This window comes from Mesorhizobium sp. M0145, assembly GCF_040322355.1.
Taxonomy (GTDB): Bacteria; Pseudomonadota; Alphaproteobacteria; order Rhizobiales; family Rhizobiaceae; genus Mesorhizobium.
The window spans coordinates 1-17401 of record NZ_JAMYTK010000049.1 but is presented as its reverse complement, the minus strand read 5'-3'; the positions used below and the strand labels follow the sequence as shown (position 1 = coordinate 17401).

Here is a 17401-nt window from a genome sequence, read left to right as displayed (position 1 = left end):
AGGATCTCCTCCCCCTCGAGGGGGGAGGAGATCCTCTTCTACGTCGCCTCGCGTGGCCATCATGCCGACATCGGCGGCACCGCGCCCGGCTCGATGACGCCGCTTGCCACAACCGTCGACGAGGAAGGCGTGCTGTTCGATAATTTCCGCATCGTCGATCGCGGCCGGTTCCGCGAGAAGGACCTGGAGACGCTACTCACCAACCACCCCTACCCGGCGCGCAATCCGCACCAGAACATCTCCGACCTCAAGGCGCAGATCGCCGCGAACGAAAAGGGCGTCGCCGAGCTGCGCAAGATGGTCGCGCATTTCGGCCTCGATGTGGTCGAAGCCTATATGGGCCATGTCCAGGACAATGCCGCCGAAAGCGTGCGCCGCGTTCTGGAGCGGCTGCCCGACAGTTCCGAATACGAATATCCGACCGACACCGGCCAAATGATCAAGGTGAAGATATCGGTCGACCGGCGGAAGCGCGAAGCGACCGTCGACTTCACCGGAACGTCGCCGGTGATGAAGAACAATTTCAATGCGCCAGAGCCAGTCGCCCGAGCCGCTGTGCTTTATGCCTTCCGCGTCATGGTCGAAGACAACATCCCGATGAATGCCGGATGTCTGCGGCCGATCAACATCGTCATTCCCGACGGCTCGATGCTGAAGCCCGCCTATCCCGCGGCAGTCGTCGCCGGTAACGTCGAGACCTCGCAGCACGTCACCAACGCGCTGTTCGGCGCCATGGGCGCGATGGCCAATGCGCAAGGCACGATGAACAATCTCACCTTCGGCAACAAGCAGTACCAGTATTACGAGACGATCTGCTCGGGCTCGCCGGCTGGCCGGATGAACGACGGCCGCGGTTTTGCCGGCACCTCCGGCGTCCACACCCATATGACCAATTCGCGCCTGACCGATCCGGAAGTGCTGGAACTGCGTTTCCCGGTATTGCTCGAGGATTTTCATATCCGCGAAGGCTCCGGCGGCGAAGGCAAATGGAATGCCGGCGACGGCACCGGGCGCACCATCCGCTTCCTCGAAAAAATGGAATGCGCGATCCTGTCCTCGCATCGCAACCGCCCGCCGCGGGGACTGGACGGAGGCGGCGATGGCGAGGCCGGTTCGACCAAGGTCCGCCGCAAGACCGGCGCGATCGAGACGCTGAAAGCCTGCGATCAGACCATCCTCGACGCTGGCGAGGCGGTCATCGTGACGACGCCGACCCCAGGTGGATTTGGCAAGGCCTGAACTCGCGTCAACAGGCTGTCACTGGCCTGTCATCACCCTGCGCTACCCGCTTGCGGCAAAGCAAACGGGGAATCGCCTTGCCATGACGGACATTTCTGGGGACCTGGTTTTTCGCCGCGGCAAGGAAGTCGGCAAGGCCGTCTACCAGAACCGCCCGCTGTCGAAAGCCGGCATCTCCGAGCGCCTGTTCGCCTTCCTGTTCTCCGGCCTCGTCTATCCGCAGATCTGGGAAGACCCCGAAATCGACATGGACGCGATGCAGCTCGGGACGGGCCACCGCATCGTCACCATTGCCTCCGGCGGCTGTAACATCCTTGCCTATCTCACCCGCTCGCCGGAAAGGATCGATGCCGTCGACCTCAACGCTGCCCATATCGCGCTGAACCGCATGAAGCTCGAAGCCGTCCGTCACCTGCCGTCGCAGGGCGACCTGTTCCGTTTCTTCGGCGCGGCTGAGACCGGGCACAATTCACAGGCCTACGATCGCTTCATCGCACCGCATCTCGACCCGGTCAGCCGCCATTATTGGGAGCGCCGCAACTGGCGCGGCCGTCGCCGCATCGCTGTCTTCGACCGCAATTTCTACCAGACCGGCCTGCTTGGCCTGTTCATCGCCATGGGCCATCGCACCGCAAAATTTTTCGGCGTCGACCCGGCCGGCATCATGGACGCCAAGAGCATCGCCGATCAGCGCCGCTTCTTCGACGAAGAGCTGGCGCCGGTCTTCGAAAAACCGCTGCTGAAATGGGCGACCTCGCGAAAGGCTTCGCTGTTCGGCCTCGGCATTCCGCCGGCCCAGTACGATTCGCTGATCACCTCCGGTGACGGCACCATGGCCAGCGTGCTGAAGGCACGACTGGAAAAGCTCGCCTGCGATTTTCCGCTGAAGACCAATTATTTCGCCTGGCAGGCTTTCGCCCGCCGCTACCCTGATCCGGGCGAGGCCGCCCTGCCCGCCTATCTCGAAAAGCGCAACTACAAGACGATCCGCAACAATGTCGATCGCGTTGCCATCCACCACGCCAATCTGATCGAGTTCCTTGCCCGCAAGGATGCCGGCTCGGTGGATCGCTTCGTGCTGCTCGATGCACAGGACTGGATGACCGACGACCAGCTCAACGAGTTGTGGGCCGAGATCACCCGAACCGCCTCCACCGGCGCCCGCGTCATCTTCCGCACCGCAGCGGAACCCAGCCTGCTGCCCGGCCGCGTCTCGAATTCGCTGCTCGATCAGTGGCGCTACGAGAACGACGCCTCGCGCGAGTTTTCGGCGCGCGACCGCTCGGCCATCTATGGCGGCTTCCATCTCTATGTGAAGCGGTCCGCATGAGCACGACCGACTTGCCGGCCAGCCATGCCGAACTGATGGACGGCGTCTACCGCTGGCAGCGTCATATCTACGACCTGACCCGCAAATATTATTTGCTGGGCCGCGACCGGCTTATCGCCGGACTGGATGTGCCGGCCGGCGGCACCGTGCTCGAGCTCGGCTGCGGCACCGGCCGCAACATCATCCTCGCCGCCCGCCGCTATCCCGGCGCGCGCTTCTTCGGCCTCGATATTTCGGCCGAGATGCTGGAGACGGCCACTGCCGCCCTCGCGCGCGAAGGCCTCTCCGGCCGCGTCACGCTGGCGCGCGGCGACGCCACGGATTTCGACGCGAAAGCACTGTTCGGCGTCAAAAGTTTCGACCGCATTTTTGTCTCGTATTCGCTGTCGATGATTCCCGGCTGGGAGAAGACAGTGTTCGCGGCTCTTGCTGCCCTGTCACCGGGCGGCTCGCTGCACGTCGTCGATTTCGGCCAGCAGGAGGCCCTGCCCGGCTGGTTCCGCACGCTGCTGCGCGGCTGGTTGAGAAAATTCCATGTCCAGCCGCGTGAAGCCCTGCGCGACGTTCTGGAATCGGAATCTGCGAGAGTTGGTGCAAGCCTTCGATTCAGAACACTTTATCGCGGCTACAGCTGGCTCGCCGTGATCAAGATCGCCATCTAATATCAATTTTGGCGTGGAAGGTTTTGGGGCTCCAATCCTAAATGGGGGCCGTGGCTGAAATCAGTTAATTTGGCTAAATCACACATTGCCATGTGACCCAAGGAGTGGTACATTATCTCCTCGCCGGAAGCATGGGATGATCATCGGATTTAGAGATGGATGGCTGCGGGCTTTCTTCGTGGACGACACCCACTCCCGCAATATTCCGTCCGATCTCGAAAGCCGCTTGTTCCGCAAGCTCCAGATGATTGACGACGCGGCGATCGATCAGGATTTGCGTGTGCCGCCCAGCAACCATTTCGAGAAGTTGCGCGGCAATCTCGAAGGTTTCCATTCGATCCGTGTCAACAAACAATGGCGGCTGGTCTTCCGCTGGGACGGGGGCCGGGGCGAGGCGTCGGACATCTATCTCGACGACCACAGTTATATATAAGTGAGGTGAGACATGTTGATGACCGCACGCAAGCCGGCAACGGTTGGCGAAATTCTTACGGAAGAATTCATGCAACCACTCGGCCTGACACAGGCGGCTTTGGCCGAAGCTATGAGCGTCCAGCGCAAGCATGTGAACGAATTGTGCAACGGCCGCCGCAACGTGACGGCGGCTACCGCGCTCATTCTGGCGCGGGTGTTTGGCAACAGCCCGGATTTCTGGTTGAACGTCCAGCGCCGTAATGATCTTTGGACGGTTATGAACTCACCCGACGAGCGGGCGCGTGTTGATCGCGCCAAGCCTTTGGCGACAGCCGCATAGACAAGACTGCGACCGCCGCATTCCTCAGTGCAGCGCCTTGATCAGCGCCGCCACCATCGCCTGCGGCCGATAGCCGAGCCTGGCCGGCGTCAGCCCGAGCCGCACCACAACCAGCTGCTCCGAGGGGATGATGGCAACCGTTTGCCCATCATGCCCCTCCATCCAATAGGTGTCCTTGGGCAGGCCGGCGGCAGTGCCGGCGCCGGGGTTTTCTTCGTCGCCCGGTCCTTCTATCCATAATTGCCCCTTGCCGTAGACTTTCGAAGCAGTTGCCGGTTCCCGCATCCAGTCGACGAAGCCGGCGGGCAGGATCTCCTGGCCGTTCCAGACGCCGCCCTGCAGCAGGAACTGGCCGAAGCGCGCCCAGTCGCATGCCGTGGCATAGAGATAGGACGAGCCGACGAAGGTGCCGTGCTCGTCGGCCTCAAGCACAGCGCTCTGCATGCCGAGTGGATCGAACAGCGCGGTCCTCGGCCACGCCAGTGCCTTGTCCTTGTCGCCGATTGCGTCCTGCCACAGCCTGGACAGCATCACCGCCGTGCCGCTCGAATAGGAAAACACCTTGCCGATCTCGCCGGTCAGCGGCTTGGATCCGGCAAAGCCGGCCATGTCCGGTTCGAGGTAGAGCATGCGCGTCACATCGGCGACGTCGCCGTAATCCTCGTTGAATTCCAGCCCGCTCGACATCGCCATCATGTCGGCGAGGCTGATCACGGCACGGCCATCTGCTTGCCAGGGTCCGAACAGCCGCTGGTTGGTCATCGCCAGCTTGCCGTCCTTCACCAGCGTGCCGACGATCGCCGCATTCACCGTCTTGGTCATCGACCAGCCCAGTAGCGGCGTCTTTTCGGAAAAGCCGTCGCCATAGCGCTCTGCGACGATGCGGCCGTTCTTGACCACCACGACCGCCCGCATGCCGGCGCCGGTCGACGCTGGATCGTCGAGGACTTTCGCGACCTCGGGATCCTGCGAGGCATCGGCCTTGTCGCCCTCCGGCCAGATCAGATCGGGCAGCGGCGCCGCCGCTGGCGCGGCTCCCGCGATAGCCTTGGCGGCGGCAATATCGCCGTCGGGAACCGAGGCGCAGCCGAGCCCGTCGCGCGCAACCGCGACACTTTTGCCGAGCACACCGAACAGGCCGGCCGAAACCGTTCCCTTCTCCTTGTCGACCGACACTCTCATCAGCTTCAGCAGCGGATGACCCGGCGCCTGCACATCGACGGCAAGCACATCGTCGGCGTCTCGCCCGGCGATGAAGACGTTCGAACAGACGATCTTGGCCGCATAGCCGGAACCGACGCGGATCAGTTCCGGCGGCGCAAAATACAGCCAGCCGGCGAGTACAGCGGCGGCCAGCACAGCCAAGCCGAGCAGCCATTTGACGAACTTCAAAAGGATCTGCATTTTGAGTTCCCCCGGGCGCGCTCGATCTATGTCATCGATTTGCCGCCATTGTTTCGGCAAAATCGCGGCTCTTGTCGAGCGCCGTCAACCGAATATCAACCATGATCGGCGATCACAGGTGAATGTCGCCCAGAAGTGCGCAGCGGTTTTGGGACAACGACATGCATAGACAAAAGAGCTAAGCGCGTCGAAGCGACGCGCTTAGGACAGACCGGGCGATCCTGTGGGGTGACCGTCCGGCGGGGCTTGAATGCATGCGTCCCAAAACTGCATAACGGTTTGGGAATGCATGAAACGAAGATCCAGGCGCGTCGCGTAAGTCGGTTTCAGACACGCTGCGCCCGGTCGAGGGGGCACCCGCGGAAAGACCCATCAGCGGCCGGCTGAAACCGGCTCGGGAAGTAGCGATGCGCCGTTTCGCGGTCCTCATCACGCTGATGCTGCTTGGCGCCTGCTCGACGGTCGAGGATCTGACGCCATCGCTGTCGTCGTCCAGCGCCCCGACGGTTGCGGTACGCGCGCCGCGTTTTGCCGATTCCGACCCGCATGAATGGGATAGCGGCGCACCGTGGAGCTATGCCGTCCACGGTACCGACGTCTCCAAATACCAGACATCGATCAACTGGCCGGCGGCCAGGGCCAGCGGCATCTCCTTCGCCTTTATCAAGGCAACCGAAGGCGGAGACCGTTTCGATGAAGCTTTCAACGAGCATTGGAGCCGCACCAGGGCCTCGGGCATCCCCCGTGCCGCCTATCATTTTTTCTACTTTTGCACGCCGGCCGCTACCCAGGCGCGCTGGTTCATCCAGAACGTGCCCAAAGACGGTTCGGCGATGCCGCCGGTTCTCGACATGGAATGGAACCCGAAATCGCCGACCTGCAAGCTGCGGCCAGATGCCGCCACGGTACGCAGCGAGATGAGCACATTCCTCGAAATCGTCGAAAAACACTACGGCAAGAAGCCGATCATCTACACGTCGGTCGACTTCTTCGAAGATAATGGTTTATCGGGCTTCCGCGGCTACCCCTACTGGCTGCGCTCCGTCGCCGGGCACCCGCACCAGAAATACGGCAGCCATCCCTTCACCTTCTGGCAGTATACCGGAACGGGTGTCGTGCCGGGCATGGCCGGAAACGCCGACATCAGCGTCTTCAACGGCTCCGAAGCCGCGTGGAAGAAGTGGTTGCGGCAGAACACCCGTTGACACCAGGCCTGCCGCCTGCTTTTCGACACAGCCAATGACGGATGCCCGCAACCGCTGGTAATCTTCTCGGAAGGATGGCGATGCGATCGCGCTTTGGACTTCTCGCGGCGCTGCTCCTGAGCGCCGTGCCGGCCGCGGCACAGCAATGCGGCGGCGATTTCGAGGCATGGAAGCAGGGCGTGGCGGCGGAGGCCAGGGCGGCCGGCGTCGGCGCTGCCGGCCTTTCTGCGCTGGAAAACGCCACCCTCGATGAAAAGGCGCTGGCACGCGACCGTGCCCAGGGGGTCTTCACCCAGACCTTCATCGAATTCTCGAACCGCATGATCTCGTCCCATCGGCTGAAGCAAGGTGCGGCCAATCTGCAAAAATATGCCGAGGTCTTTGTCCGCGCCGATCGCGAATACGGCGTGCAGGCGCCGGTCATCGCCGCTTTCTGGGCCCTGGAAACCGATTTTGGCGCCGTGCAGGGCGATTTTCATACGCTGAACGCGCTGGTGAGCCTCTCGCATGACTGCCGCCGCCCGCAGCTGTTCCGGCCGCAGATCGTCCCGCTGCTGATGTTGATCGATCGCGGCGTGGTGCCGGCCGACGTGACCGGTGCCTGGGCCGGCGAGATCGGCCAGACGCAGATGTTGCCTTCCGACTATCTCGGCCACGGCGTCGACGGCGACGGCGATGGCTTGGTCGACCTGCGCGGCAGCGCGCCTGATGTGATCATGAGCACGGCCAGCAAGATCCAGTCGCGCGACTGGAAGCGCGACCAGCCCTGGATCGAGGAAGTCCGTGTGCCCGACGATTTGCCGTGGGAGCAGACGGGGCGCACCAACAAGCTGCCGTTGACGCAGTGGGCGCAGTGGGGCGTTACCAGGCCCGACGGTACGCCGCTTCTCGACAACGGCCTGAAGGCCGGCCTGGCGCTGCCCATGGGTCGCAAGGGGCCAGCCTTCCTGACCTACGACAATTTCGACGTCTATCTCGAGTGGAACCAGTCCTTCACCTATGCCCTGACCGCGGCAAATCTTGCCGCCCGGCTGGGGGGCGCGCCGCGATTCGATCCGCGCAACCCCGAACCCGGCCTCAACGGCGACCAGATGAAGGTGCTGCAGACCAAGCTCGAGGCGAAAGGCTATGACGTCGGCACCGTCGACGGCATATTGGGCACCAACACCCGCGAAGCGATCCGCAAGGAGCAGAAGCGGCTGGGCCTGCCGGTCGACGGCTGGCCGACGCCGGAGCTGCTCGACAGGCTGTGAGGGTGGTGAATGGTGAATGGTGAAAAGGAATAGCACCGGAGCCGCACTGAGCACCAGAGGTTACTACTATTCACTATTCACTATTCACTATTCACTATTCACTATTCACTATTCACTATTCACTATTCACATCACCGCCTGGCAAGCAGGAAATCGATGAACGCTCGCAACGGCGCCGGAACCTGGCGGGAACTCGCGTGATATAGATAAAAACCCGGAAATCTCGGCGACCAGGCGTCGAGAAAGCGGATGAGCTTTCCCGCTTCGATCCATGGCCGGACCTGATATTCCAGCATGTACGCCACGCCGACCCCATCCAGAACCGCCCCGATCATCAGTTCCGTATCGTTGATCGTCAGGCCGCCGCTGACGGCCACTTCCAAAGCACGTTGGCCTCGGGCGAACTCCCACCGGTAGATGTTGCCGCCGCTGGGCCACTGGAAATTGATGCACTGGTGGTGATGCAGGTCCGCGGGGTGACGCGGTATCGGGTGATGCTCCAGATAGCTCGGCGCCGCCACTGCGGCCATCTCGAGTTCCTCGCTGAGTTTCACCGCCACCATGTCCTTGTGCAGCCGCTCACCCAATCTGATTCCGGCATCGAAGCGGCCCTCGACGATGTCGGTGAGCATGTCGTCGACAATGATTGTGAGGGCGATATCGGGATAGGCGCGGCGGAAATCGCCGAGGATCGGCGCGATGAAACGCGTGGCGGCAATGCGCGGAACATTGATGCGCAGCGAGCCTGCCGGCCGGCCGCGTGATGCATGCGCGTCGGCGACGGCCCCTTCCAGTTCGCTGAACGCCGGTGCGATGCGGGCAAACAGCTTCTCGCCCTCAGCCGTCGGCGACATGCTGCGCGTGGTGCGGTTGAGCAGGCGGACACCGAGACGCTCTTCCAGCCCGCGTATCGTCTGGCTGAGTGCTGGAGGCGAAATCCTGAGCTTGGCCGCGGCGCGGACGAAGCTGCCCTCTTCGATGATTGCTGCAAATGCCGTGAGTTCGGAAAACTCGGTTCCGCGCATTATGTACCCCAGGCTTAACAAGTCAGTAAGATAATAGGCTATTCTCTGAGCAATACCATGCCCATAGCTTTCCCTGGAACGCCGCTCGATCGAGGCGGCCGTAATCAGACGGAAGGAACAGCCATGCATCGTCCACTCGAAGGCAAAACCGCACTTGTGACCGGCAGCTCGCGCGGCATCGGACGCGCCATCGCCGAGGGGCTCGCGGCCAAGGGTGCTGCCGTGGTCGTCAACTATGTCGGCAACGAGAAGGCCGCCAGGGAAGTGGTTGCCTCTATTGAAGGGAATGGCGGAAAAGCCGTTGCCATCCAGGCGGATGTCTCCAGCATTCCCGACATTCGCAAGTTGTTCGACGAAACCGAAAGGCAGATGGGGCCGATTGACATCGTCGTCGCCAATGTCGGCGTCGCCGTCATAAAGCCGCTCGTCGAGGCCACCGAAGCGGATTTCGATCATGTCTTCGGCGCCAATGCCAAGGGCACCTTCTTCACGCTTCAGGAAGCGGCGCGCCGCGTTCGCGACGGTGGCCGCATCATTGCCGTCTCCACCGGCGGAACCAGGATGTTCTTCACGCAGACGGCGCTTTATCTCGGCAGCAAGGGCGCCGTCGAGCAGTTCGTCCGCGTCCTCTCGCGCGAACTCGGCCCGCGCTCCGTTACCGTGAATGCGCTTTCACCAGGCTTCACCGACACCGACCTGCTCCCCGAACGGGACCGCGCCGTGGCCGCCGGCATGTCGCCCTTCGGCCGGATCGGAGCACCGCACGACGTCGCCGATGTCGCGGTTTTCCTGGCTTCCGACGAAGCTCGCTGGCTGACCGGCGAGAATATCCAGGCCGGCGGCGGAGTAGCCTGACTGAATGGTGAATGGTGAATGGTGAATGGTGAATGGTGAATGGTGAATGGTGAATGGTGAATGGTGAATGGTGAATGGTGAATGGTGACAATTCACCGAAGCGGACGGAACGCAAGAACTACTTCTATTCACTATTCACTATTCACTATTCACTATTCACTATTCACTATTTTACTTATTCACCATTCACTAATCCGCCATCGTCTCCAGGCTGGCAAACCCCTGCGGCGCATCGCCTTCGTCGAATGGCGTCGCCACCTCGACGAAAGTGTCGGGATAGAAGCCGTTGAACCGTGTTCGGAGCGACAGCGAATAGGCGCCGATATGGCCGATCTCGATCCAATCGCCGGTATCGACGGTTTCGGGCAGCCAGAACGGCCGCGACAATATATCGACGGAATCGCAAGTCGCGCCACAGACCTTGAACGGCACGATGGTCTTGTCCTCGCCATTGCGCGAGCGGATCGCCGGATCGGGGATGAAGCGTGCCGGCAGCGTGATCTTGCCGGTCCATGAATCCGACAGCGACGCCCAGATGCCGTCATTGATGTAGAGCCTTTTGCCCTTGCGCAGCAGCACGCGCACGATCAGCGACAGGCAGCGCGCCACGATCACCCGGCCCGGCTCGGCCACCAGCGGCATCTGGTCGAACTGATACTCCTGGAGGTCGCCCGACAGCCGCGACATGATCTGGCCGAGCGACGGCATTTCCGGCTTGCGGCTGTTCGGATCATGACCATATTCGGCGGGAAAGCCGCCGCCGACATCGAGCCCGGCAATGTCGAAACCGACGCGGTTGCGCACCCAGTCGGCGGAGGCCAGCGCCCGCTCATAGGTGTCGGGATCCTCGATCTGGCTGCCGACGTGAAAGCACAGCCCGACCTTGTAGCCCGTCCGGTTCAGCCGTTCGGCCAGTTCGACCGCATTGGCCGGTCCGGCGCCGAACTTCTTCGACAGTTCGTAGGCCGCCGAGCCTTTCGTCTGGATGCGCACGAACACGGTGATGGCGCCCGGATCGATGTCGAGCGCCCGCACCACCCTGGTCAGCTTGGTGACCTCGTCCTCATGGTCGAGCGAAATGACGCGGATGGCGTATTTTTCCAGCGCCAGCCTGATGTCCGACTGCGCCTTCACCGGGTGCATGTAGAGCATCTCGGCGTCCGGCGAGACGGCGCGCACGGCGGCGAATTCGCCGGGCGAGGCCACATCGAAGGCACCGACGCCGGCCTCGACCAGGGCGTTGAGCACGATCCGCTCGCCATTGGTCTTGACCGCATAGGCGGTCTTGCCGGGAAACATGCCCATGAACTGTTTGGCGTCCGCCTTCAGCACCTGCGGGCGGAAGCAATAGATCGGATCGTCCGGGCGAAGCGCCAGCGCTGCCTCGCGGGCATTTTCGAATCGCTGCATGGACGAATCCCTTGACTGAGGCTGCGCACAATTAATCCAAGCTAGCGGCTAATGAAAACAATTCTATGTCTCGCCGCCCTGGCTTCGCGGCGCTACGCCGGTGCTGCAGGCCGGTTATGAGCGAGCTAGGCCATCGCTCAGGTTTCGGGTGGCCCTTGCGGCCGGATCGGGTATGGCGTGAACAGACGCCTGAAGAGCAAGGCATCTCGTCTGGGAGGACGACCAATGGCGATAGCTGCCACCACCACGATGCGCGGTCCGATGGTGCTCAAGGACTGGGCGCAGCTTCTGCTGCTCGGCGCCGTCTGGGGCGGTTCGTTCTTCTTTGCCCGCATTGCGGTGGCGGAACTTCCGCCGCTGGTGCTGGTGCTGTTTCGCGTCACCATCGCTGCGATCGCGTTGCAGCTCTATCTTGCGGTCCGCGGCCCGTCGTTTCGCCTCGCCTTGCCGCATGCCGGCCTGTTCTTCCTGCTGGCGCTCGCCAACAATGTCATTCCTTTCTCGCTGATCTTTGCCGGCCAGACCGAGCTTGGCGCCGGTGTCGCCTCGGTGCTCAATTCGACGACGCCGTTCTGGACGCTGATCCTCGCCAACGCCCTGACCAGCGACGAAAAGCTGTCGTGGAACAAGCTTGCCGGCATCGCCCTTGGTATCGCGGGAACGGCGGTGATGATCGGCCCCGGCCTCGTCGCCGGGCTCGGCGGTCCGGTCTGGGCGAAATTCGCGCTCATCGGAGCGTCGCTATCCTATGCGGCTGCACTGATGATTGCCCGCCGCCTCAAGGGCGTGCCGTCACCGGTCATTGCCGCCGGACAATTGACCTGCTCGACCATCATCATGATCCCGGTCGTTCTGTTCACCTATGATGCCGCCAATCTGTTTTCGGCCTCGCCGCCGGTCTGGGCGGCGGTGCTGGCACTGGCGCTGCTGTCGACGGCCTTCGCCTACATCCTCTATTTCAATCTCGTCGCCTCGACCGGCGCCACCAACGCCTCGCTGGTCACGCTCATCGTGCCGGCCAGTGCCATCCTGCTCGGCTTCCTGTTCCTGGGCGAGCGGCTCGAACTGTTCGAACTCGGCGGCATGGCGCTGATCGCCCTCGGCCTCGTCACCATCGACGGTCGCCTGTTCGGGCGGCGTTAGAGATGGCGCAGCGAAGTTGTCGCTCCCGATCGTGCGCTATTTGGGCGTGATCGCGGGAACAGATGAACCCTGCCATTCCAGACGCCAGATACCGCCTTGCCGGAGATTCTGAACGAGATCGGGAAGGAAGGCGGCAAGGCAGGTCCCGCCGACATGTCTCACGGAAGGATACACAAGACCGCTCGCGGCGTCTTGCTTGCGGAGTTGCTTCGCCAGCGCCTGACCGGCAGGATAGGCTAAGGCGGTATCCGGATCGAGCACCGGGTCCTTGCTGAACTCAGCACCGCGCAGATCGTGAAACGAGCCTATGAAGTCGGCAACGAGCTCCGCGTAGTCGGTGACGTTTTCGAACCGTTCGATCGCGGCAAGCTCGCGCGTCAGATGAAACGAGACCTCGCCGAGCGCGGTTTCCGCATCGAACCCACAATACCAGACGCCCCTGGCATCATCGTTGAAACGATTGCCGCCCGGACGGGTGTAAGCGAACGCCGCATTGATGAAGGTGTAGCCCGGTCTCCCGAAAACCAGTTCGCGCGGATCGAGGTCGGGCAATCCCCCTTGCTGCGCCTGAAGGCGGCCGCTGGTGGCTCCTTCGAGCTCCGCAAGGTCCTCCAAATCTCCATGATTCCTGGCCAACGGCATCAGGACCGGTTCCTTGAGCCTGCCTGTCGAAATCAGCCGGATCGTGTCGCGCTGGGAAATGTCCGCGCGTGATGGGATCTGCATTCAAAGTCCACCGCGCAAAGCGTCGATATGTTGGCGAACCTGCAGCAGCCTCGGAATGCCGCCCTCGATCATCACGTCCAGGGGGCGCCGGCCACCATAAAGAGGCCCTTTGTTCGGCAACCGCACCCATTCATCGGCAAGCCCTTCGGAAAACAGAAGCCGCAGTCCCTTGAAGATGCCGATCAGGGCGCTGATGCGTGTCAGCGAATCCTGGGAGAGAACGCCCTCCCACTCGCCTTTCTTCATGCGGAACCAGGTTCTCTCCGACACGTCGCCAATCAAGGTACAGGTCTCGGTGCTGGTCAGATGCCAGATGTCTGCGAGCCTGACGATGCCGGCAACAGCAGCTGGCGTGATCCGCGCCCGTGCCGAGGCATCCGCCAGATTTGCCGGCAAAGCCTGATTTGCAGGATCGCGAACCGCATAAGCGACACTCATTCCGACCTCCATCACTTGGCAGGCAACATACTGCCAATTGGCAGCATATTCAAGTCCTGGGCTATCCTCGCAACGCGCTGCTGCCCATCGCAGTGCAGCACCCGGTTGGATATGCAAAGGACGCTCCGACGCTTCGAATCTTCAGTCGGTCCGAAAATCGATTTCCGATTTCTGGCGCGGTAGCGCTGCCATTCTCGTTACTGCCCCGGCTTTGCCACAAATTATTCACAGGTCCCGAGCCGGCTTTTGACAAAGAGTTTCAATGCCTAACGGCAAACGGCAGGTCGCAAATTCCACAATCTCGTCGCATTGCAGCAAAGTTTCTGCTTGCCTGTGGCACAAATGACCCTAGACTCTCGCCATAGCTCTTTAAGAGGAGGCTATGACATGGGACTGACGAGGCCGATCAACGCATTGATGATTTGTGCTGCGTTTGCATTCATCGGCGCCCTCATTATGGGCGTTCTTCCATAAGGCCGCTGAGCGGGGGAAGACCAGCACCGAATATTCCAAACCATTGAAAAGGCCGGGCATTTTGCCCGGCCTTTTGCATTTCCCCGATCTTTGACATTTCAAAAAGGAGCTTGCCGCCTTACGCCGCGGCGGATCCCGCCGCCTCGACTTCGTGCGACCTGATGCCGATCATGTGGCAGATGGCGAAGACCAGATCGGCCCGGTTCATCGTGTAGAAATGGAAATCGCCGACGCCGCGCTCGACAAGGTCCAGCACCTGCTCGGCCGCCACGGCAGATGCCACCAACGCATGCGTTTGCGGATCGTTCTGCAGCCCATCGAAACGCTCGGCCAGCCATGCCGGCACCAAGGCGCCGCACCGCGCCGAAAAGTTGGCGACCTGGGTGAAATTGTGCACCGGCAATATGCCCGGCACGATCGGTATGTAGATGCCGGCCCGCCGTGCCCGCTCGACATAGCGCTCATAGAGATCGTTGTCGAAGAAGAACTGGGTGATCGCCCGCGTCGCTCCGTTGTCGGCCTTGCGCTTCAGCATGTCGAAGTCGGTGGCGAAATCCGGACTCTCCGGATGTTTTTCCGGATAGGCCGAGACCGATATGTCGAAATCGCCGGCGCCCTTCAGCGCATCAACCAGTTCGGCGCCATTGGCATAGCCTTCCGGATGCGGCCGGTAAGCCGCGCCGACGCCCTCTGCCGGATCGCCGCGCAGGGCGACGAAACGCTTGACGCCCATATCGGCGAACTCCCGGATCACCGCATCGACCTCGTGACGCGCCGCATCGACGCAAGTCATGTGCGCCGCCGGCGTCAGCGTCGTTTCATTGAGGATGCGCTTGACGGTGCGGGCCGTCCGCTCGCGGGTCGAACCACCGGCGCCATAGGTGACCGAGACGAATTTCGGCTTGAGCGGCTCAAGCCGGGTGACCGTGTCCCACAGCCTTGCTTCCATCTCATCGTTTTTCGGCGGAAAGAACTCGAACGAAACCCTGACCTTGTCGCCGATGTCGGGGCGGCGGGAGAAGCGGAACTGGTTCATCAGGCGGTTTCCCCTATCGGATACGCATTGGCCGGTTGTCTGTCGTTGGAAGGCTCGGCAATCAGCATGCGCCGGTCGCGGCCGAGCCAGAGTTTGACGGTGAGCTTGGCCTCGTTGCCGCCGCGCGGCTCGAATTCCTGGCTGTCCTCAAGGTCGAGGCCGGCCTCGGAAAACCAGTCGCCAATCTGCCGGTCGGAAAAGCCGAGACGCATATGCGCGTGCTCCTCGCGCAAGAACTCCAGCGCGTGCGGCGCGAAATCGACGATCACCAGCCGGCCGGCCGGGCGCAACAGACGCGCCGCCTCGCGGATGGCGCGGGCGGGATCGTCGAGATAATGCAGCACCTGATGGATGGTAACGAGATCAAAGGCGTCGCGTTCGACCGGTGGCGCAAAAATGTCGCCCTGGCGCACTTGCGCATTCGAAACGCCGGCCTTGTCGAGATTGGCGCGCGCCACCGTCAGCATCTCGCGCGACATGTCGATGCCGACACCGCGCCGATAGAGCGGCGAAAATATCTCGAGCAGCCGTCCGGTGCCGGTGCCGAGATCGAGCATCGACTGGAACGGCCGCTTGCCGACGAGCTTGATGAGAGCTGCTTCGACCGCGCGATCCGGCACATGCAGCGAGCGGATATGGTCCCAGCTTGCGGCGTTTACCGAGAAATATTCGGCAGCCCGGTCCTGCCGCTTGCGCTTGACCGCGGTCAGCCGTTCGAGATCACGCTCGACCTGCGGATCGGCGCCGCGGATGCCGGAGACCAGCCTGAGCACGAAATCGCGCGACGCGTCGGAATCCGATAGCCGGAAGAACGCCCACGAGCCCTCCTGGTAGCGGCCGATCAGCCCTGCCTCCAGCAGCAATTTCAAATGGCGCGAGACGCGCGGCTGCGACTGGCCGAGGATTTCGGTGAGGTCGGACACGGTCAGATCGCCGCGCGACAGCAGCGCCAATATGCGCAGCCGGCTGGATTCCGCCGCCGCCTTCAATGTATCTACCATCGTGTCGAGAGCGACATGCATGCGAGCATTCTCTTTGAAAAGATATAAACATATGTTTATGTCGGTTTGGATAGGCTTGCAAGCGCTATGTCGCTTCCGGACAAGAAAATGACGCATGCGTGGCGGATCGCGCAAAAACGGACGCATGATCGGGGCGAGAACCATGTTCGAAACGCGCAGCGGCGAAAAGCTCCTGGAAACCGACCCGGCAACGATGCCGCCGGATGGCCATGTCGTCTTCATCGGCCGCATCGCTTCGCCTTGGATCACGCGGGAGACCTGCCCCAAGAACATGAAGGCAGCGCGGGAGATGGGACAGCCGGCGGTTCTCACGATCGATCCGCTCTATCGGGACGGCCTGCTTGGGCTGGAACGCGCTAGCCACGTCATCATCCTGTCCTGGCTGCACCATGCGCCGCGGCAACTGATTGTCCAGAAACCCCGCCATGCCACGGAGCCAAAAGGCGTCTTTTCGCTGCGCTCCCCTGCCCGGCCGAACCCAATTGGGCTGCATGTCGCCGGGCTGATTGCCGTCGACATCGACACCGGCCGCCTCGATCTCGATGCCATCGACGTGCTCGACGGCACGCCGGTCATCGACATCAAGCCTTATTTCGCCTCGACCGATGCCTTTGCCGATGCGACCATCGCCGGGCGGGACGAGCCAGGGCCGGTGGAGTGATGAGCGCGCCGACCGGCCGCCGCCGCGCCATCGCCAAGGCGCTGACAGCGCTGCTGCCGCTGGCGCCTTATGCCGACATGGAAAAGATCCGTGCCGATGCCGGCGCCGTGCACATGAAGAGCTTGCCGCCGAGCATTGCCGTATGGCTGGCGACGATTGCGCATATTCGCCACGCCCACACCGACTACGAAAAGCTGCTCGCCGAAGGCTATGACCGCGATTCCGCGCGCTTCTTCGTCATCGAGCAGACCAACATCGTGCTGACCCGCTGGCGCGCCACCCGGCTGCTCGATGATGAGGATGAGGCGTAGAGAATGGCAGGCACACGCGTCGAGTTCTGCGCTCTTCACCGCTGTGATTAGCGAAATCGAGAGGTGACGGCCAATCTCCCCCCAAGTGGGGGAGATGTCCGGCAGGACAGAGAGGGGCTGTCCAGGGCGCTGTCCCGCCTCACGTCGGCAACTTCGGAATCTCAAAACAAAAAAACCCGCCTCGGTGGGCGGGTCGTTGGAGCCAATTGGCACCATACCCAAATTAGTAGCATAGCTGCCGGCACAAAGCAAGAACAAAGTTGCTGTGTTTTAGGGAAATCGCTTCAGGTTGGCATCGCGGCTTCATTCCAGCTTGGGTTCCTCGCCCCCACGAAAGTGGGGGAGAGGTGGCTCGGCGAAGCCGAGACGGAGAGGGGGAACCGCGCTCTACGAAGGCCCCCTCTCCGGCCCCGAGGCGGCCACCACACCCACCCCCGCCCGGGGGGCGAGCTA

18 protein-coding genes are annotated in these 17401 nt (G+C 62.2%); 11 read left to right on the top strand and 7 right to left on the bottom strand.

Annotated elements, in window-relative coordinates:
• The 5 genes from NKJ28_RS32375 to NKJ28_RS32355 form a co-directional block, all read left to right on the top strand.
• Positions 1–1239: hydantoinase B/oxoprolinase family protein (locus NKJ28_RS32375; RefSeq protein ID WP_352638509.1), on the top strand; the 1239-nt coding region annotated here is incomplete at its 5' end.
• 82 nt (positions 1240–1321) lie between these two features.
• On the top strand, positions 1322–2569 hold the full coding sequence (locus NKJ28_RS32370) for a BtaA family protein (protein ID WP_352625428.1): 1248 nt from the start codon (positions 1322–1324) through the stop codon (positions 2567–2569).
• Positions 2566–3231, top strand: coding sequence for a class I SAM-dependent methyltransferase (locus NKJ28_RS32365; protein WP_352638507.1), 666 nt, complete (start codon positions 2566–2568; stop codon positions 3229–3231). The genes NKJ28_RS32370 and NKJ28_RS32365 overlap by 4 nt, the downstream gene beginning before the upstream one ends.
• Before the next feature lie 136 nt (positions 3232–3367).
• Complete coding sequence (locus NKJ28_RS32360; RefSeq protein ID WP_352456184.1) at positions 3368–3664, top strand: type II toxin-antitoxin system RelE/ParE family toxin; 297 nt, start codon at positions 3368–3370, stop codon at positions 3662–3664.
• A gap of 12 nt (positions 3665–3676) precedes the next feature.
• The gene (locus tag NKJ28_RS32355; RefSeq protein WP_352453138.1) at positions 3677–3985 is read left to right on the top strand and encodes a HigA family addiction module antitoxin; all 309 of its coding nucleotides are present in this window, start codon (positions 3677–3679) and stop codon (positions 3983–3985) included.
• 24 nt (positions 3986–4009) lie between these two features.
• Here the strand turns inward: NKJ28_RS32355 and NKJ28_RS32350 are convergent, their stop codons facing one another.
• Positions 4010–5389, bottom strand: coding sequence for a serine hydrolase domain-containing protein (locus NKJ28_RS32350; protein ID WP_352638505.1), 1380 nt, complete (start codon positions 5387–5389; stop codon positions 4010–4012).
• Between the two features lie 407 nt (positions 5390–5796).
• Here NKJ28_RS32350 and NKJ28_RS32345 point away from each other — a divergent pair, with 407 nt between their 5' ends.
• Both NKJ28_RS32345 and NKJ28_RS32340 read left to right on the top strand, forming a co-directional pair.
• A complete protein-coding gene (locus NKJ28_RS32345) occupies positions 5797–6594 on the top strand; it encodes a glycoside hydrolase family 25 protein (protein ID WP_352638503.1) in 798 nt (265 codons plus the stop codon).
• Positions 6595–6674: 80 nt separating this feature from the next.
• Complete coding sequence (locus tag NKJ28_RS32340; protein ID WP_352638501.1) at positions 6675–7847, top strand: lytic murein transglycosylase; 1173 nt, start codon at positions 6675–6677, stop codon at positions 7845–7847.
• 131 nt (positions 7848–7978) lie between these two features.
• Here NKJ28_RS32340 and NKJ28_RS32335 read toward each other — a convergent pair whose 3' ends face one another.
• Positions 7979–8872: a LysR family transcriptional regulator gene (locus tag NKJ28_RS32335; RefSeq protein ID WP_352589424.1), complete on the bottom strand. Its 894-nt coding sequence runs from the start codon at positions 8870–8872 to the stop codon at positions 7979–7981.
• A gap of 123 nt (positions 8873–8995) precedes the next feature.
• Between NKJ28_RS32335 and NKJ28_RS32330 the strand changes: the two genes are divergently transcribed.
• Positions 8996–9727: an SDR family oxidoreductase gene (locus tag NKJ28_RS32330; protein ID WP_352638500.1), complete on the top strand. Its 732-nt coding sequence runs from the start codon at positions 8996–8998 to the stop codon at positions 9725–9727.
• A 189-nt stretch (positions 9728–9916) separates the two neighbouring features.
• Here NKJ28_RS32330 and NKJ28_RS32325 read toward each other — a convergent pair whose 3' ends face one another.
• Positions 9917–11137 (bottom strand): alanine racemase, encoded by a 1221-nt coding sequence (locus NKJ28_RS32325; protein WP_352456188.1) that lies wholly within the window; start codon positions 11135–11137, stop codon positions 9917–9919.
• A 225-nt stretch (positions 11138–11362) separates the two neighbouring features.
• On the opposite strand from NKJ28_RS32325, the gene NKJ28_RS32320 reads away from it, so the two are divergent.
• On the top strand, positions 11363–12280 hold the full coding sequence (locus NKJ28_RS32320) for a DMT family transporter (protein ID WP_352638499.1): 918 nt from the start codon (positions 11363–11365) through the stop codon (positions 12278–12280).
• Positions 12281–12316: 36 nt separating this feature from the next.
• Here NKJ28_RS32320 and NKJ28_RS32315 read toward each other — a convergent pair whose 3' ends face one another.
• The 4 genes from NKJ28_RS32315 to NKJ28_RS32300 form a co-directional block, all read right to left on the bottom strand.
• Positions 12317–12895 carry an RES family NAD+ phosphorylase gene (locus NKJ28_RS32315; protein WP_352638498.1) on the bottom strand — a complete coding sequence of 193 codons (579 nt, stop codon included), beginning with the start codon at positions 12893–12895 and terminating at the stop codon, positions 12317–12319.
• Between the two features lie 111 nt (positions 12896–13006).
• Positions 13007–13444: an antitoxin Xre/MbcA/ParS toxin-binding domain-containing protein gene (locus NKJ28_RS32310; RefSeq protein ID WP_352638496.1), complete on the bottom strand. Its 438-nt coding sequence runs from the start codon at positions 13442–13444 to the stop codon at positions 13007–13009.
• Positions 13445–14036: 592 nt separating this feature from the next.
• Positions 14037–14954, bottom strand: coding sequence for a methylenetetrahydrofolate reductase [NAD(P)H] (gene metF, locus NKJ28_RS32305; protein ID WP_023676795.1), 918 nt, complete (start codon positions 14952–14954; stop codon positions 14037–14039).
• Positions 14954–15976, bottom strand: a complete 1023-nt coding sequence (locus tag NKJ28_RS32300; RefSeq protein ID WP_352638495.1) for an ArsR/SmtB family transcription factor — start codon at positions 15974–15976, stop codon at positions 14954–14956. Before NKJ28_RS32300 ends, metF begins: the two co-directional genes overlap by 1 nt.
• Before the next feature lie 142 nt (positions 15977–16118).
• Here NKJ28_RS32300 and tsaA point away from each other — a divergent pair, with 142 nt between their 5' ends.
• A complete protein-coding gene (tsaA, locus tag NKJ28_RS32295; RefSeq protein WP_352638493.1) occupies positions 16119–16637 on the top strand; it encodes a tRNA (N6-threonylcarbamoyladenosine(37)-N6)-methyltransferase TrmO in 519 nt (172 codons plus the stop codon).
• Positions 16637–16948 (top strand): DUF2293 domain-containing protein, encoded by a 312-nt coding sequence (locus tag NKJ28_RS32290; RefSeq protein ID WP_292659440.1) that lies wholly within the window; start codon positions 16637–16639, stop codon positions 16946–16948. The genes tsaA and NKJ28_RS32290 overlap by 1 nt, the downstream gene beginning before the upstream one ends.
• The last annotated feature ends 453 nt before the right edge of the window (positions 16949–17401 follow it).

What these genes read in the sequence shown, in the direction of transcription:
- NKJ28_RS32290 (WP_292659440.1), top strand. Translation starts at nt 16,637, where the DNA reads ATGAGCGCGCCGACCGGCCGCCGCCGCGCCATCGCCAAGGCGCTGACA.
- NKJ28_RS32365 (WP_352638507.1), top strand. Translation starts at nt 2,566, where the DNA reads ATGAGCACGACCGACTTGCCGGCCAGCCATGCCGAACTGATGGACGGC.
- NKJ28_RS32355 (WP_352453138.1), top strand. Translation starts at nt 3,677, where the DNA reads ATGTTGATGACCGCACGCAAGCCGGCAACGGTTGGCGAAATTCTTACG.
- NKJ28_RS32300 (WP_352638495.1), bottom strand. Translation starts at nt 15,976, where the DNA reads ATGCATGTCGCTCTCGACACGATGGTAGATACATTGAAGGCGGCGGCG.
- NKJ28_RS32310 (WP_352638496.1), bottom strand. Translation starts at nt 13,444, where the DNA reads ATGAGTGTCGCTTATGCGGTTCGCGATCCTGCAAATCAGGCTTTGCCG.
- NKJ28_RS32325 (WP_352456188.1), bottom strand. Translation starts at nt 11,137, where the DNA reads ATGCAGCGATTCGAAAATGCCCGCGAGGCAGCGCTGGCGCTTCGCCCG.
- NKJ28_RS32320 (WP_352638499.1), top strand. Translation starts at nt 11,363, where the DNA reads ATGGCGATAGCTGCCACCACCACGATGCGCGGTCCGATGGTGCTCAAG.
- NKJ28_RS32340 (WP_352638501.1), top strand. Translation starts at nt 6,675, where the DNA reads ATGCGATCGCGCTTTGGACTTCTCGCGGCGCTGCTCCTGAGCGCCGTG.
- tsaA (WP_352638493.1), top strand. Translation starts at nt 16,119, where the DNA reads ATGTTCGAAACGCGCAGCGGCGAAAAGCTCCTGGAAACCGACCCGGCA.
- NKJ28_RS32370 (WP_352625428.1), top strand. Translation starts at nt 1,322, where the DNA reads ATGACGGACATTTCTGGGGACCTGGTTTTTCGCCGCGGCAAGGAAGTC.
- NKJ28_RS32345 (WP_352638503.1), top strand. Translation starts at nt 5,797, where the DNA reads ATGCGCCGTTTCGCGGTCCTCATCACGCTGATGCTGCTTGGCGCCTGC.
- NKJ28_RS32330 (WP_352638500.1), top strand. Translation starts at nt 8,996, where the DNA reads ATGCATCGTCCACTCGAAGGCAAAACCGCACTTGTGACCGGCAGCTCG.
- NKJ28_RS32335 (WP_352589424.1), bottom strand. Translation starts at nt 8,872, where the DNA reads ATGCGCGGAACCGAGTTTTCCGAACTCACGGCATTTGCAGCAATCATC.
- NKJ28_RS32360 (WP_352456184.1), top strand. Translation starts at nt 3,368, where the DNA reads ATGATCATCGGATTTAGAGATGGATGGCTGCGGGCTTTCTTCGTGGAC.
- metF (WP_023676795.1), bottom strand. Translation starts at nt 14,954, where the DNA reads ATGAACCAGTTCCGCTTCTCCCGCCGCCCCGACATCGGCGACAAGGTC.
- NKJ28_RS32350 (WP_352638505.1), bottom strand. Translation starts at nt 5,389, where the DNA reads ATGCAGATCCTTTTGAAGTTCGTCAAATGGCTGCTCGGCTTGGCTGTG.